Consider the following 14,725-nt stretch of genomic DNA (forward strand, 5'->3'; position numbering starts at 1 on the left):
GAGATCCGGCGGGGTCAGGCTGCGTTTGTAACGAACCGTCCGTCCGACTGGTCGAGACGGCGGCGGATCTGGGTTATCACCATCGAATCGTCGGGTACACAATTTTCATAGGTCAGGAAGTCGCCGGTCTTGAGCGGCTTGACCACCTTGGCGCGTTCGGCAAGGCCGAGCGGCAGGGCGCCACGGGCGCGCGCATCCCCCCAGGTCATGGCGAAGCCGCGATAGTCGTTCTCGCCGATCATGCCGAGCGACTGGCCAACGCCAAGATCGCTCTTGGCGACCGCGACCGCCTCGGCCACAGGATGGTCGAGCGGCTCCATGTCGGCCCGCTTGTAGACCACGGCGCGCGCCGCCGACAGCGGCACTTCCAGGCTGGTCAGATGATAGGGCCGGAAGATCGTGAAATAGGGGCCCTTGCCGACCTTGAGGTCGATCATGCGCTCCAGCACACGCGGGTGCCGGGTCTCGATGATGCAGAACACGCCGGGCGCCACACCCTTGCCGATCGAGTAATCGACAACGCCCTTGCGGTGTAGCACGCCGCCATCCTCGCGTGGGCAAAGCACGCTTGCGAGCTCCTCCAGCGTCGCGGTCGGGCCGTGCATTCCTGGCACATCGGGCACCAGCCCGGTCGCATTGGCGATCGCCACCATCTCGATCGCCGTCTTCGAGCCGTCGACGAATTCGACCAGCATGCGCGCATTCATGTTGCGCTCGGCCGCCTCCTTCTCGTAGTCGGCCGGCATGGCGTCGATCTTCAGCGGATTGTTCTTGCCCTTGCCGGCGGCGATGATGTTGAAGCCGAGGCTCTTGGCAAAGCCGATGATCTCCAGTGTGCAGGCCGGCTCGTCGCCGGCCGCACCGGTATATACGACGCCGGCCTTACGCGCTTCGTCCTTGAGGAAGCGGCCGATGGTGATGTCGGCCTCGACATTGAGCATGACGATGTGCTTGCCGTTCTTCATCACTTCCAGCGCGAACAGCGTGCCGATATTGGGATTGCCCGTCGCGTCGATGATGACGTCGATCCGGCCGGCCGCCGCCAGCGCATGCAAATCTTCGGTCACCGCGATCTTGCCGGCCTCGATGGCGCGGTCGATCGCGGCCGCATTGCCGGCTTGGACGATGTCGGAACGGTCATGGCCAGCGAGCAGCGCCGCGTCGATCGCTGCCTGCGGCCTGACTTCGGAAATAGCGCCGATCCGCATGCCCGGCATCAGCGCGACCTGGACGACGATGTCGGTGCCCATCTGTCCGGCGCCGGCAAGCCCGATGGTGATCGGCCCCTGCTGTTCAGCGCGCTGCAGAAGTTCCGCTGCAAATTGCGGATGGGACATGTCGCTTCCTCCAGTTCCTGACGCGCCGCAGCGTCCAAATCAACGTTTTGAACATTTCTATTTGCAAATGAAAAATATTTCAACCGGCAATTGGGCATTGTCGCTCTGCAATCGGCCGAAGACGATTGGATGAGCGGTCAATCCGCACGGCAGTCAGAAGGACGCGGCATATTCAGCTTGATTGGGTGCAGCCTTGTTGCAGCTCAGCTGCCGATTTCGAAGAAGGGCGCACCGAGCAGGCCGGGAACGACATCGATGCCGAGGCCCGGCCCATCCGGAATGCCCATACGGCTTCCCGAAACCGGCGGCATGTTGGATGCGGTGCGCACCGTCACCCATTCGTGAAAGGCGATGGCGTGCAGCCGGCGCTCCTCCGGCGTCGACAGCGACAGATGCGCCATGGCCGATGTGTCGATCTCGGCGCCGCCAGTGTCCTCGACCGTGATCATGAAGCCGAGGTCGACGGCAAGGTCGCGGATCTGGCGCGTTTTGGTGACGCCACCGAGGCGTGAGATCTTCAGCGTCAGCCCGTCGGCCGCGCCCTTGCGATGGATATCGAGCATATCATCAAGCGAGGCGACGGATTCATCGAGCACCATCGGCTTGTCGAGCGAGCGGCGCACCGACAGGCATTCGTCGATCGTCGTGCAGGGCTGCTCGAACGTGTAGTCGATCGTGCGCGTCGCATCCACGAACTGGCGCGCCTGGTAAGGCGTCCAACCGGCATTGGCGTCGCAGAAGATGACGGTGCCCTTCGGCACGGCGGCGGCGACGGCTGTGACGCGTTCGATGTCGTCATGGACGTTGCCGCCGACCTTGACTTGCAGCCGATGAAAGCCGTCCTTGACGATGTGCTTGGCGAGCGCGGCCATCGCGTCGACCGTGCCGTGGGTGACGACCTTGTAGAGTTCGGCCGTCTCGCTTTCGCGTCCGCCGAGCAGGGTGACCAGCGGCACGTCGACGGCGCGCGCCGCGAGATCCGAGCATGCCATGTCGAGCGCCGACTTGATGTAGGGATGGCCCTTGAACACGGTGTCCATCAGCCTGTTGATACTGGCTAGCCCGCGTGGGTCATGGCCAATGAGATGCGGCGCGATCTCGAGGACACCGGCGCGAGTACCCGCAGCGAAGGCAGCCGAATAGAAGTTGCCAAGCGGCGCCATCTCGCCCCAGCCGGTGAGCCCGCTATCGGCGGTGACGGCGACGATCACCGCGTCGAACGCATCGGCGACGCGCCCCTTGGACATACGGTAAAGCCCGTCAACGAAGGGCTGCACGACATGGTAGGCTTTGATGGTTTTGATCTGCACGTTTTCTGTCCGTTGTCTGTGTTCCGGGATGTCCGTCAAATTTGTAGGGCTCAGCCGCCTCTAGGTCGGCCGGCACGATCGGCGCCGGCGCCCTTTGAGCCGCGCTGTTCCAGCCCGCGCGCATAGGCGAGCAGTTCTTCGAAATCCAGGTCGATATGCTCCTTGGCGTGGCGCTGTGCGGCGCGCATGTCGCTGCCCTTGAGCAGCCGTACATAGGTCTCGTGAGCATCTTCGGCAGGCACCGGCTCGTTGCGCGCCCGCTGGTGCAACGCGAAATACATCTGCAGCCGGCTGGTCAGCCGTTGCCACGTTTCAAGCAGCACCGAATTGTCGGCCCATTCGTGGATCAGGCCATGCAGTTGCAGCGCTGTTTCGATCTGCCGCGTCGTGTCCAGTTCGCGCGTCGCCTGCTTCACCGCCGCATGACGCCGGTCGAGTTCGTCGAAGAAGCGCTGGTCGCGAAGCGGCCAGGTCCGCGCGATGGCGAACTCGTCGAGCACCTTGTTGAGCGAATAGGCGTCGTCGATGTCCTTGGCGGTGACGTCGATGACAAAGGTTCCGGCGTAGGGAATGCTGGTCAGGATGCCTTCCTGCACCAGCTCGCGCATCGCCTCGCGCAGCGGCGCGCGGCTCACCCGCATCTGCTCGGAAATCCTGAGTTCGTTGAGCTTCTGTCCAGGTTCCAGCTGGCCGGTCAGGATCGCCCGCCGGAGCAGCCCTACGATCTCGGCCCTGCGTGTCGTATCCGCGATCGGACTGAAATCCAGCTTTGCCATTCGGCTGCTCCAGGGAACCGAAATCAAGACAAGCAGATTGTCGACAATCTAACAAGAGGCGGGTTGTGGATTTCTTGACTTCCGCTTGGCCGGCTGGCTTGCGGCGCCGGCAAGGCCGTCAGGCCGCACGGCCGCAAAGACCGACCCGTTCTTCATCGCTGAACATCACACCGGCTTCTCGAAGCCGGCGTACGTTGCGTTTTCCCCAAGGAGTTGCGTAGAACGAAACATAGCAAAAACGGCGCCCTTGGCGTGGGAGCCGAGGGCGCCGCGGAACCGGACCTGATGGGGGTTATCAGGTGGCCGGTTTCTCGGGCAGCGGCGAGACCGGCATTCCCGGGCCGATCTTCTGCAGATTGCCGGTAATCACCCGGTCGCCTTCGGCCACACCGCTCAAGATGGCGACCTGATCGCCATTGGTCGGTCCGAGCGAAACGATACGCTGGTCGACCGTGTTGTCCTTGCCGACGACATAGAGGTATTTGCCGAGCTGGCCTGAGCCGAGTGCCGTCTGCGGTACCATCAGCGCATCGGGCTGCTCTTTGACGTGCAGCCGGACGCGGACATATTGGCCGGGCAGCAGCGTGAACTTGCCGTTGCCGATCGTCGCCCGTGCCGTGATCGTGCCGGTCGAGCGATCGATCGTGTTGTCTATGAAGGTAAGATCGCCCTTCTGGCGCGGTTCCGTTTCACCGGGAAGCAGGACGTCGACACTGATCGGTCCCGCGGCCCGGGCTTCCTCGATCTGTGTCAGGTCCGTTTCGCTCGGATTGAAGGTGACGTAGATCGGATCGAGCTGCACCAGCGAATTGAGCACCGTGCCTGCAACGCTGACCAGCGTTCCAACGGAAGCCTGGCTGCGTCCGATGCGTCCCGCGAACGGGGCACGGATTTCGGTATAGCTCAAATTGAGCTCGGCGGTCCGCAAGGCGGCCTGGTTCACGGCGAGCGAGGCCTGAGCCTCACGCAAGGTGCTGGTGCGCTGGTCGAACACGTCCTTGGCGAGATAGCCGCTCTTGGCGAGTTCGCTGCCGCGCCCGAGATTGGAGCGCGCATAGTCGAGTGTTGCCGTGTCGCGCTGGATAAGCGCCTTCGCCTGCTCGAGGGCAGCCTGGAAATCCTCAGGGGCGATCTTGTAGAGAAGGTCGCCCTTCGCCACGTCGCTGCCGTCGGTGGCGACCTGCTCCTGCAGATAACCCGGCACGCGCGCCTGCAGCGTGATGCTGCGGATCGGCTCCACCCGGGCGGCGTAGTCGAGATAGATCGGGATCGTCTTCTTGACGACGCTCACCACCGGCACCGGCATGACAAAGGCTTCCGGCTTGGGTGTCGCCGCCCCGGCTGTGCCCGCGTTGAGGCTGAGGCTGCCCATGTCGAGCAGGTGAACGCTCGCCACCGAAATCGCCCCAAGGGCGACGGCCGTTCCCAGCGCGATTTTCCATTTACGCATGATCAATTCTCCAGTCCTATTCGGCCGCTTCGGCCAATGGCTCGAAGGCGGGTTCGGCAGTTGGTTGTTCGGTCGCTTCGGAAACCGGTTCGCTCTCGCTGCGGCGCTCGCGCAGCTGCTCGATCACCGCATAGAAGACCGGCACGAACACCAGCGACAGGATCGTCGCCGCGACCATGCCGCCAAAGACGGTGGTGCCGATCGACTGCCGGCTTGCGGCACCTGCACCTGTAGCGAACATCAGCGGCAGCACGCCGAGGATGAAGGCGAAGGCGGTCATCAGGATCGGTCGCAGCCGAAGCCGCGCCGCTTCCATCGCGGCGTCGACGATGCTGAGGCCTTCTTCGCGCCGGCGCCGGGCAAACTCGACGATCAGAATCGCGTTCTTGGCCGCCAGTCCGATCAGCATGACGAAGCCGATCTGCGAATAGACATCGATCTGCATGCCACGCAGCCACAGCACGACGAACGCACCGAACAGTGCGAGCGGCACCGCCAGCAGCACCATGAACGGCATCGCCCAGCTCTCATATTGCGCGGCGAGGATCAGGAAGACGAAGACGATCGCGAGACCAAAGACGACGGATGCGATCGATCCCGCCTTGAGCTCCTGATAGGTGATGCCGGTCCATTCATAGCCGAAATCTCTCGGCAACGCCGTGGCAGCGGCACGTTCCATCGCCGCCACCGCCTGGCCGGACGAAAAGCCGGGCGCGGCGCCGCCATTGATCAGGGCCGACGCATTGTTGTTGTAATGCGGCACGGTCTCGGGGCCGACGATCGGCACAAGCTTGCCCAGCGTGCTCAGCGGCACCATCCCACCCGAGGCATTGCGGACATAGAGCCGCGATATGTCGGCCGGACCGGCACGAGAATCCTTGTCGGCCTGGATCGTCACCCGGAAGGTGCGGCCGAACAGGTTGAAATCGTTCACATAGAGCGAGCCGAGATAGATCTGCAGCGTATTGAACACGTCCGGCAGGTTGAGCCCGAGCAGCTTCGCCTTGGCGCGATCGAGATCGTAGTTGAACTGCGGCGTCGAGGTCGAGAACGACGAGAACAATTGCTGTGGGTTGAGCTCGGGCTGCTTGCGCGCCTCGGCAATCACGGCTTGCGTCGCATCGTTGAGCGCCACGCTGCCGCGGCCGGTCAGGTCCTCGACCTGGAACTCGAAGCCACCGGTGGTGCCGATGCCCGGGATCGACGGCGGGTCGAAACTCAGCGCAAAAGCCTCCGGAATTTGCAGCAGCTTGTTGCGCACATCGGCGACGAGCTTCGAGGCGCTCTGGTCGGGGCCGCGTTCGTCCCATGGCTTCAGGATGGCGAATTCGACCGCCGAGTTCGACTGCGCGGCGCTGGTCAGGAAGTTCAAGCCGCTGATCGAGCCGACGATGTCGACGCCGGGCGTGTTCTGCAGGATGTCGCGTGCCTTTTGCGCCACCGCGTCGGTGCGTTCCAGCGAGGCCCCGTCGGGGAGCTGGATGACGACGAAGAAATAGCCCTGGTCCTCGACCGGAAGGAAGGTCGAGGGCAGGCGCTGCCAGACGAAATAGGTCGCGACAAGTCCGGCCGCGAACACGCCGAGCATGATCCAGCGCAGGCGGATGAGAATGCGCACACCATTCGCATAGGCATGCGCCAGCCGTTCGAAGCCCATGTTGAACCAGCGGAACAGCACGAACTGCGTTTCCGGCCGGTGGCGCAGGAAGGCGGCGCTGAGCGACGGGGTAAGCGTCAGCGAGACGAAGGCCGAGATGCCGAAGGAGATCGCCACAGTCAGGGCGAACTGGTTGTAGAGCCGGCCGGACACGCCGGGAATGAAGGCAACCGGCACGAACACAGCCATCAGCACGGCGGTCGTGGCGATGATCGGGCCGGTAACCTCCGCCATCGCGGTACGCGTGGCAGCCAGCGGTTTGAGGCCGGCCTCAAGTTGGCGTTCGACATTCTCGACGACGACGATGGCGTCGTCGACGACGAGGCCGATCGCCAGCACCATGCCGAGCAGGCTGAGCATGTTCAGCGAGAAGCCAAGCATATGCATGACGGCCAGCGTCGCCACCAGCGACACCGGAATTGCGATCGTCGGGATGATCGTGGTGCGCCAGCTTTGCAGGAAGATGAACACCACGGCGACGACCAGGACCAGCGCTTCGCCGAGCGTGATCAGCACGTCGTGCATTGAGGCCGAAACGAAACGTGTCGTATCGTAATGCATGGCGTAGCTGACGCCCTTCGGGAAACGGGCCGACAGCTCCTGCATCTTGTCCTTGACACGCTGCTGCAGATCGAGCGCGTTGGAGCCCGGCATCTGGTAAACCGCGAGCACCACCGTCGGGTCCTTGCCGAAGAAGGCCGACGACGAATATTGCAGCGCACCGAGTTCGATGCGCGCAACGTCGCGCAGCCTGACCAGCGAGCCGTTGGCGGTATTGGCCCGCACGACGATGTCGCCGAACTCCTTGGGATCGCTCAGCCTGCCGACGGCGTTGACCTGCATCTCGAAGGCGGTGCCGGCCGGAGCCGGTGATTGCCCGATCTTGCCGGCCGCCACCTGGACGTTCTGCTCGGCGACGGCGTTCTGCACGTCGACGGCAGTAATGCCGAGATTGGCGAGCTTGTCGGGGTCGAGCCAGATGCGCATCGAATAGCGCCGCTCGCCGAAGATCTGCACGTCGCCGACGCCGGGCAGGCGCTTCAGCGGATCGACCACCTGCAGATAGGCGAGGTTGCTCAGCGCGACCGGGTTGACGGAACCGTCCGGCGAGGTGAGGTCGACGATCAGGACGAAGTTCGGGTTCTGCTTCTTGATCGTCACGCCGCCCTGATTGACGATGGCCGGCAACGAGGAAGCCGCCTGCGAAACGCGGTTCTGGACGTCGACGGCCGCCGTGCTCAGGTCGTAGCCAACGTCGAAGGTGATGGTGATCGTCGAGGAGCCGTCATTGGAGCTCGACGACGACATATAGGTCATCCCCTGGACGCCGTTGATCTGCTGTTCGAGCGGCGTCGTCACCGTGTCGGCGACGACCTGCGCGCTGGCGCCCGGGTAATGGGCGCTGACCACGACCTGGGGCGGCGTGATGTCGGGAAACTGCGAGACGGGCAGGAGGAAATAACAGATCGCTCCGGCGAGCACCATGATGATGGCGATCGCCGACGCAAAGATCGGACGATGAATGAAGAAGTTTACCATGAGATGCACGCCTCGCCCGATGCTCTGGCCCGGCCAAACGCCCTGGCCACCCTGGACAGCCGCCGGCTGCGCGTTGAGCCGGAATCTTCGAGAAAGCCGAAATCTTCCACAAGGCGGCGCGGCGCATTGCGGCGCTCGGCCTGCTCATCCGCCAGCGCACGCAGCATCGCCTCGAACGACCGCGGGTCGACGCGGTCGGCCTTCATCAGCATGCGGATCATCGGATCCCTCACGACTTCATCGATCGTCAGATCATTGCGCTGCGACATCGAAGCGGCTCCTGGTTTTTGGCGATCCGCGGCAAGCCCCGGATCGGGTGTTTTCTTGCTCGCCGGCCGAGGCCGTAAGGTGCGGTTCGTCCCCTTGCCGATCGGGGCGGGGCTGGTGGCCGGCACTTGCGAGTTTGACATGATGCAATGCGGGTGTTACAGGTAAGTAACATCTCTAACGTTACAGACCGGTAACACCCTAGTCAAGAGGTGCACCGAGGGAATTTCGGGAAACGCAATCACGGAGGTTTTGATGACAGACGGTGTTGTGGAGCGTGTTCGCCCCCGGGACAGGATCCTGGAGACGGCACGGGACATGTTTCACAAGCATGGCATTCGCGGCGTCGGCATCGACGCCATCACCGAGGCCGCCGGCACCAACAAGATGACGCTCTACCGGCATTTCGAGTCCAAGGACGACCTGATCATCGAATGTCTGCGGGCGACCGCTTGCAGCGCCAACGCGATGTGGGAAAAGTTCGAGGCCGAGAATCCGGGCGACAAGCTGGCGCAGCTGCATGCCTGGGTCCGGATGGCGGCCGATTGCCTGATGTCGGATCGTCGCGGTTGCGACATGGCCAACGCCGCCATCGAGCTGAGCGAGGCCGATCATCCGGCAAGGCAAGTGATCAAGGAACTCAAGGAAGCGCAGCGCGAGCGGCTGGTCTCGCTGTGTCGCGATGCCGGCATCGGCCAGGCCGAGCTTCTTGCGGACACGCTGTCGCTGTTGCTCGAGGGCGCCCGCGTCAGCCTGCAAAGCGTTGGCGCCGAGGGCCCGAGCGCGCAGTTCGTCCGCATGGCGGAAGGCCTGATCACGTCTTTCAGGGCAAGATAATCTCGCAAGCGGCGAAACGACACGTGGCGTTTCGATTGCGGGCCGCGCCGCCGGGTGATGTCTCGTCCCATCGCGATGTGCCATCTCGCGTCTTCTGTGCCGATCCTCCGCATCATGGCCGGCGCGGCGTTGATTGCTGGTCGTGAGGCAGGATAGGGCCGCCGGCGAACCGGTGAGAGTGACAAGTGTGACAGGATTCTGCCCGACAAGCCGCGGCGGTCGCAGCGAAGCTCATCGATCCGCGGATCAGCAATCGTGTCCGGTGCCAGTCACGATCCCAGCATCGCCCGCTATCCCGGAGCCGGAACAAAAAAAGCCCGCTGCCGGGAGGAGGTGGCAGCGGGCTCGATTTCGAATACGGCACGGGAGGAGGTGTACCGCACTCAGCGTCGGCATCGCATCTGGGAGGAGTAGATGGCCGACACCTGCAAAACTATCGATTGCCCAATGATTCGGCAACCACAAAAGTTGCATAGGTGATGTGCAGATTTGCGGTATCAACCGAATTTTAACGATCGAGGCCCGAGCGACCATCGCCCTCGCGTGGCATCACTGCACCGGGACATTTTCCTTGAAGATCAGACGCGGCTCGATGAATTTCCGCGTCAGATAGGGCGCCGACGAGGCGATCGAGCCGAGCAGGCAAATGACCGACTGTTCGGCGATCAGCCGCGCATTCTGGTCGATGACGACGTCGAGCAGATCGTCGACGAGATAGCCGCGCGTCTCGCGCGTCAGATCATGGCAGATGAACACCGGCTTCGTCTGCGGCCTGACTTCGAGCAATGCTTTTGCCACGCCCGAGCGCCCGGCGCCGATACAGTAGATGCCGAGCAGCTCCGGCTCGTTGTGCAGCGCCTTCATGGTCGCGGTATAACTGGCCTCCGGCTCGTCGTTGATCTCGACGGCGCTGGTGACGGTTAGGTTGGGGAACTCCTCGCCGAGCACGGAGCGAAAGCCCATCTCGCGTTCCTCATGGCCGCGATAGGAGCGTGAGCCGACGACCATCGCCAGATGGCCCTGGCGGCCGCCGAGGAACCGTCCCATCAGCAGCGCCGCGGTGCGGCCGGCCACCCGGTTGTCGATGCCGACATAGGCCGAGCGGGGCGCACCCGGAACATCGGACACCAGCGTGACCAGGCGGATGCCGGCCTCGACGATCTCGCGCAAGATGTTGCGCGTTCTCGGATGATCGATGGCGATGACGCCGACGCCGTTCGCCTTGAGCGAGAGGTTTTCGACGGCCGCCTGCAAGGCGCTCGGCGAGATGCCGGCGAGCTTGTGGATGCGGCAGGAGGCGACCAGCGGCAGGCGCGCCGCATAATCCTCGATGTGCCTGGCCAGATCGGCCATGAAGGCATTGCTGCCGATCGGCAGGAAGAATTCGAGATGCGCCGGCCGCGACGGCAACGCGACCTGGTCGACGACCGGCAGATAGCCGAGCTGCTTGGCCGCCTCCATAACGCGCTGCCGGTTGGCGGCACTGGCCCCCGGCCGGTTGTTGAGCACGCGGTCGACCGTCGCGGTCGACAGGCCGCAGCTCCTGGCAATATCCGAAACGGTGGCTTTCATGTCGCAACCATGTGGCGATGCGATCCAGTGCCTTGACGATCAGGCCGACCCCCGGCTGCTCAGCCGGGCCGTTGCGTGCCCTCGACCAGCGCGTCATGGATCTCCTTGTCCGACATGCCGGTGATGACGCGTTCGACTTCGGCGACGCTGGTCTTCTTCGGGTCGATATCGTCGGCGACCACCTTGCCGCGGCGCATGACGACGATGCGGTCGACCACCTGGAAGACATGATGGATGTTGTGGGCGATGAAGATGCACGAATGGCCGGAATCGCGGGCGCTGCGCACGAAGCTCAGCACGCCTTGCGTTTCGGCGACGCCGAGATTGTTGGTCGGCTCGTCGAGGATGATGAGGTCGCTGTCGAAATGCATGGCGCGCGCAATCGCCACCGCCTGCCGCTCGCCACCGGAGAGCGAGCCGATCGGCGTCGTCGGCGGGATGTTCTTCGAGATGCCGACCTGCTTGAGCAGGTCGCGGGCAACCACGTTCATTGCCTCCTGGTCCATCCGATTGAGGAAGCGCGGCGGCTTGATCGGCTCGCGCCCGAGAAACAGGTTGCGGGCGATCGACAGCTGCGTCACCAGCGCCGAATCCTGGTAGATCGTCTCGATGCCATGCGCGATGGCGTCGCTGGTACTGCGCAAATTCACCTTCTTGCCGCGGATGAAGATGTCGCCGCTGGTCAGCGGGACCGCGCCCGACAGCACCTTGATCAGCGTCGACTTGCCGGCGCCGTTGTCGCCGAGCAGGCCGACGATCTCCCTTTCGTTGACATGGAAATTGGCATCAACCAGCGCCTGCACGCGGCCATAGGACTTGCGGATATTTTCCATTCGGACAAGCGGTTCGGCCATGGTTCAAGTCCCTGCCTGATGCCGGCGTTCCAGCCATGAATGGAGCGCCATCATGCCGAGGATGATGGCGCCGATGAAAATATTATAGGCAAGGCCCGGCACACCGATCAGCACGATGCCGTTGCGCATCACGCGCAGGATCAGGATACCGAGCACCGTGCCGATGATTGTGCCGCGCCCGCCTGTCAGCGCCGTGCCGCCGATCACCACCATGGCGATGACTTCGAGCTCGTAGCCGGTGCCACTGTTGGGGTTGGCCGCCGAGGTGCGCAGCGAGGAGATGACGCCGGCAAGCGAGGCCAGGATCGACGACAGGATGAACAGGCCGATCTTGACACCGCTGACATTGACGCCGCGCGCCCTTGCAGCACTCGGGTTGCCGCCGGCTGCCTGGATCCAGTTGCCTGTCCGGCTCTGCGTCAGCACGTAACCGAGCGCGATTGCGGCGGCGATGAACCAGAACAGCGACATGTAGATACGGAACGGCCCGATGAAGAAATCGCCGACCAGCGCTTCCGCCAGCCAGCTGCCCTCGGCGCTCCAGGTCCGCTGCGGAAACCCGTTGGTGACGAACAAAGCGGTGCCGCGCACCACCAGCAGCATGCCCAGCGTCACCAGGAAGGACGGGATCTTGAGCTGCGTCACGAACCAGCCATTGACCAGTCCAATGAACGCAGCGATCACCAGCGCAATGACGAAGGCGGCTTCCAGCGAGGCGACGCCGCTGTTGAACAACGTCCACATCAGGACCGGCGAGAAACCGAACACCGAGCCGACCGAGAGATCGAATTCGCCTGATGTCATCAACAGCGTCATCGCCAGCGCGATCAGCCCGAGCTCGACCGTGAAGGCCAGCGTGTTCGAGATGTTTTGCGGCGACAGGAAGTCGTGGTTGATGCCCCAGAACACGGCGATCTCGACGACGAGCAGCACAAACGGCCCGAACTCGGGCCGCGCGATCGAGCGTTGGATAAGAGAACGATTTTCCACCTTGGACCCGCGATAGGATTGGATTTGGCCGCGACCGCAACCGGCTTCGGCGGAATGCTGAGACGGTCACGGCCGCAGAAGCGGCCGTGACCAACTCGATCGCGGATTTATTTGCCGGACAGGATCTTGTCGTAGACTGCCGCGGTGTCCTTCTCGTAGAGCGCGCCGGTGATCACGTCGAAGCCGGGCGGAATACCGCTCGCCGCCATGTTGGCGAGCGAGAGCGCGACGTAGCTGGTCGCCTGCGGATCCTGCCATTGCGCGGCATTGACGTAGCCGTTCAGCACTTCCTGGGTGGTGTCGAGCGAGTTACCCCAGCCGACGACCGGGATTTCGCCCGGCTTGACGCCGACCTGGTCGAACACCCGCTTGATCGAACCCGTGACAAGGTCGCCGAGGCCGATAACCGCCTTGACCTTGGCCCTGTTGGCAGTGAGGTAATCGACCATGCGGTTGATCACTTCGGCCTGGTCGAGCGTCGCTTCGGTGATTTCGTAGGTGATGCCGAGCGGCTCGAACACGCTCTTGATGCCTTCCTCTTCCTGGACGCCATAGGTGGCGCCGGGAATCTCGACCGGCATCCAGACGAAGTCGCCCTTCTTCACAAGGCCCTTGTCGACCAGATACTGCGCCCAATGTTTGCCGAAGGTGACGTTGTCGCCGCCGACATAGGCGTTGAAGTCCGCCTTCGGGTCGGGCGTGTTGAAGTTGATGATCGGGATGTTCGCCGCCCGCGCTTCCTTGGCGATCTCGACAAGGCTGCCCGGATCAGGGCTGGTCGTGGTGATGCCGTCGGCCTTGGCGGAAATCGCGGCGCGAACAGCCTCCTGCTGCGACGCCACGTCGCCATTGTGGAACGACGTGTTGACGGTGTTGCCGGTGTCCGCCGCCCATTGCTTGGCGCCGGCAAGGAAGTAGGTCCAGACCGGATCGGCCGGGCCGCCATGCGAAATCCAGTAGAACGTCTTGGCCTGTGCCGCGGCCGGAATGGCCAGGGCCACCACCAAGCCAAGTACAAGCAGTCTTAGCCTCGTCAGCATTTGATTTCCTCCCATTTGAACCGAACTCCTCCTCCGACGACGATCGCGGCCAAAAACCGTGCGCGGCCAAAGCCGTGATCGCATTTGCCAGCGTCGACCTGGGCGCATTAGAGCATTCCCTTTTTTGATCGATGGCAAGCCTCGATTGCCAATGGACGTTGGCGCAAGGCACCGCGCCATCAGCAATCCCATCAGATTGCATCAGTTTGGCTGATATTTTCCAGGCGGCCGACGATCGGCCTTGCGACCGTCATGCAATCCCGCGCGGCGGCGCGCCGAGCACGTATTGCTCCAGGTCGATAAGCGTCCCGGTCATCAGCCCGGAGGCGTCGCTGAGCAGGAACAGCGTTAGCTGGGCGACTTCGTCCATGGTCAGCAATCGACCAAGCGGCAGGCCGGCGGCGGCAATCTTTTCCCAGTTTTCGCCCTTGCCCAGCGTGCGCGCCTGCATCTCTTGTTCGGCCGGCGTCGCTACCCAGCCCATGTTGATGCCGTTGACGCGGATGCGATCGGAAAGATGCGCGTTGGCAATGTTTCTGGTCAGCGTCGAAAGCGCGCCCTTGGTTGCGGAATAGATGGCAAGGTCCGGCGCACCGCAATGCGCATTCACCGACAGTATGTTGACGATAGCCCCCGCCGCCCGCCGTGTCTTCATGTCGGCTACGGCCGCCTGCATGAGGAAGAACGGCGCGCGCGCATTGACGGAAAACAACCTGTCCCAGTCGTCGATTGTGCCAGTTTCCAGCGAGGCCCGGTCGGTGAGGGCCGCGGCGTTCACCAGACAATCGATGCGGCCGAGTCTTTTGATCGCTTCCGCCATGACAGCTGCAGGCGCGGCCGGATCTCCAAGGTCGGCCTGGATGAAGACGACGGGCCGGCTTGGTCGTGAAAGCTCTTCGGCGATGCGTCTGCCACGCTCGGCATTGCGGCCGACAATGGCGATCCCTTCGCCGCCGTCGGCTGAGGCCAGCCGGGCGATGGTCTCGCCAAGCCCTTGCGTTCCGCCGGTAACGACAAGGGTCTTGCCCTCAAGAGCGACGATCAATGGACTCTCCCGAATGCCGACGAGCAGGTAATTTCCAATCAGAGAATTCTA

The 14,725-nt window shown here is 63.3% G+C and carries 12 protein-coding genes; 1 reads left to right on the forward strand and 11 read right to left on the reverse strand.

Annotated elements, in window-relative coordinates:
• Positions 1-14: 14 nt before the first annotated feature.
• From NKH99_RS27370 to NKH99_RS27395, 6 genes are all read right to left on the reverse strand, one after another.
• Complete coding sequence (locus NKH99_RS27370; protein ID WP_352569398.1) at positions 15-1,337, reverse strand: NAD(P)H-dependent oxidoreductase; 1,323 nt, start codon at positions 1,335-1,337, stop codon at positions 15-17.
• Between the two features lie 203 nt (positions 1,338-1,540).
• On the reverse strand, positions 1,541-2,647 hold the full coding sequence (locus NKH99_RS27375) for a mandelate racemase/muconate lactonizing enzyme family protein (protein ID WP_352681074.1): 1,107 nt from the start codon (positions 2,645-2,647) through the stop codon (positions 1,541-1,543).
• A gap of 50 nt (positions 2,648-2,697) precedes the next feature.
• Positions 2,698-3,423, reverse strand: coding sequence for a GntR family transcriptional regulator (locus tag NKH99_RS27380; RefSeq protein WP_352473393.1), 726 nt, complete (start codon positions 3,421-3,423; stop codon positions 2,698-2,700).
• Positions 3,424-3,718: 295 nt separating this feature from the next.
• The gene (locus NKH99_RS27385) at positions 3,719-4,873 is read right to left on the reverse strand and encodes an efflux RND transporter periplasmic adaptor subunit (RefSeq protein WP_352466107.1); all 1,155 of its coding nucleotides are present in this window, start codon (positions 4,871-4,873) and stop codon (positions 3,719-3,721) included.
• A 16-nt stretch (positions 4,874-4,889) separates the two neighbouring features.
• Positions 4,890-8,069, reverse strand: a complete 3,180-nt coding sequence (locus tag NKH99_RS27390; RefSeq protein ID WP_352473392.1) for an efflux RND transporter permease subunit — start codon at positions 8,067-8,069, stop codon at positions 4,890-4,892.
• The gene (locus tag NKH99_RS27395; protein ID WP_352489531.1) at positions 8,063-8,338 is read right to left on the reverse strand and encodes a hypothetical protein; all 276 of its coding nucleotides are present in this window, start codon (positions 8,336-8,338) and stop codon (positions 8,063-8,065) included. The genes NKH99_RS27390 and NKH99_RS27395 overlap by 7 nt, the downstream gene beginning before the upstream one ends.
• A gap of 253 nt (positions 8,339-8,591) precedes the next feature.
• Between NKH99_RS27395 and NKH99_RS27400 the strand changes: the two genes are divergently transcribed.
• The gene (locus NKH99_RS27400; protein ID WP_031211029.1) at positions 8,592-9,173 is read left to right on the forward strand and encodes a TetR/AcrR family transcriptional regulator; all 582 of its coding nucleotides are present in this window, start codon (positions 8,592-8,594) and stop codon (positions 9,171-9,173) included.
• Between the two features lie 549 nt (positions 9,174-9,722).
• On the opposite strand, the gene NKH99_RS27405 is transcribed toward NKH99_RS27400, so the two are convergent.
• The 5 genes from NKH99_RS27405 to NKH99_RS27425 form a co-directional block, all read right to left on the reverse strand.
• Positions 9,723-10,745, reverse strand: a complete 1,023-nt coding sequence (locus tag NKH99_RS27405) for a LacI family DNA-binding transcriptional regulator (protein ID WP_353016711.1) — start codon at positions 10,743-10,745, stop codon at positions 9,723-9,725.
• 59 nt (positions 10,746-10,804) lie between these two features.
• A complete protein-coding gene (locus tag NKH99_RS27410) occupies positions 10,805-11,599 on the reverse strand; it encodes an ATP-binding cassette domain-containing protein (RefSeq protein WP_023674040.1) in 795 nt (264 codons plus the stop codon).
• 3 nt (positions 11,600-11,602) lie between these two features.
• On the reverse strand, positions 11,603-12,589 hold the full coding sequence (locus NKH99_RS27415) for an ABC transporter permease (RefSeq protein WP_352821826.1): 987 nt from the start codon (positions 12,587-12,589) through the stop codon (positions 11,603-11,605).
• Positions 12,590-12,696: 107 nt separating this feature from the next.
• Positions 12,697-13,629 carry a substrate-binding domain-containing protein gene (locus tag NKH99_RS27420; RefSeq protein WP_352473388.1) on the reverse strand — a complete coding sequence of 311 codons (933 nt, stop codon included), beginning with the start codon at positions 13,627-13,629 and terminating at the stop codon, positions 12,697-12,699.
• Between the two features lie 250 nt (positions 13,630-13,879).
• On the reverse strand, positions 13,880-14,674 hold the full coding sequence (locus tag NKH99_RS27425; RefSeq protein ID WP_353016714.1) for an SDR family oxidoreductase: 795 nt from the start codon (positions 14,672-14,674) through the stop codon (positions 13,880-13,882).
• Positions 14,675-14,725: the final 51 nt, after the last annotated feature.

Origin of the sequence: Mesorhizobium sp. M0854 (assembly GCF_040319815.1) — a bacterium.
GTDB lineage: Bacteria > Pseudomonadota > Alphaproteobacteria > Rhizobiales > Rhizobiaceae > Mesorhizobium.

What these genes read in the sequence shown, in the direction of transcription:
- NKH99_RS27410 (WP_023674040.1), bottom strand. Translation starts at nt 11,599, where the DNA reads ATGGCCGAACCGCTTGTCCGAATGGAAAATATCCGCAAGTCCTATGGC.
- NKH99_RS27420 (WP_352473388.1), bottom strand. Translation starts at nt 13,629, where the DNA reads ATGCTGACGAGGCTAAGACTGCTTGTACTTGGCTTGGTGGTGGCCCTG.
- NKH99_RS27395 (WP_352489531.1), bottom strand. Translation starts at nt 8,338, where the DNA reads ATGTCGCAGCGCAATGATCTGACGATCGATGAAGTCGTGAGGGATCCG.
- NKH99_RS27370 (WP_352569398.1), bottom strand. Translation starts at nt 1,337, where the DNA reads ATGTCCCATCCGCAATTTGCAGCGGAACTTCTGCAGCGCGCTGAACAG.
- NKH99_RS27380 (WP_352473393.1), bottom strand. Translation starts at nt 3,423, where the DNA reads ATGGCAAAGCTGGATTTCAGTCCGATCGCGGATACGACACGCAGGGCC.
- NKH99_RS27400 (WP_031211029.1), top strand. Translation starts at nt 8,592, where the DNA reads ATGACAGACGGTGTTGTGGAGCGTGTTCGCCCCCGGGACAGGATCCTG.
- NKH99_RS27385 (WP_352466107.1), bottom strand. Translation starts at nt 4,873, where the DNA reads ATGCGTAAATGGAAAATCGCGCTGGGAACGGCCGTCGCCCTTGGGGCG.
- NKH99_RS27390 (WP_352473392.1), bottom strand. Translation starts at nt 8,069, where the DNA reads ATGGTAAACTTCTTCATTCATCGTCCGATCTTTGCGTCGGCGATCGCC.
- NKH99_RS27405 (WP_353016711.1), bottom strand. Translation starts at nt 10,745, where the DNA reads ATGAAAGCCACCGTTTCGGATATTGCCAGGAGCTGCGGCCTGTCGACC.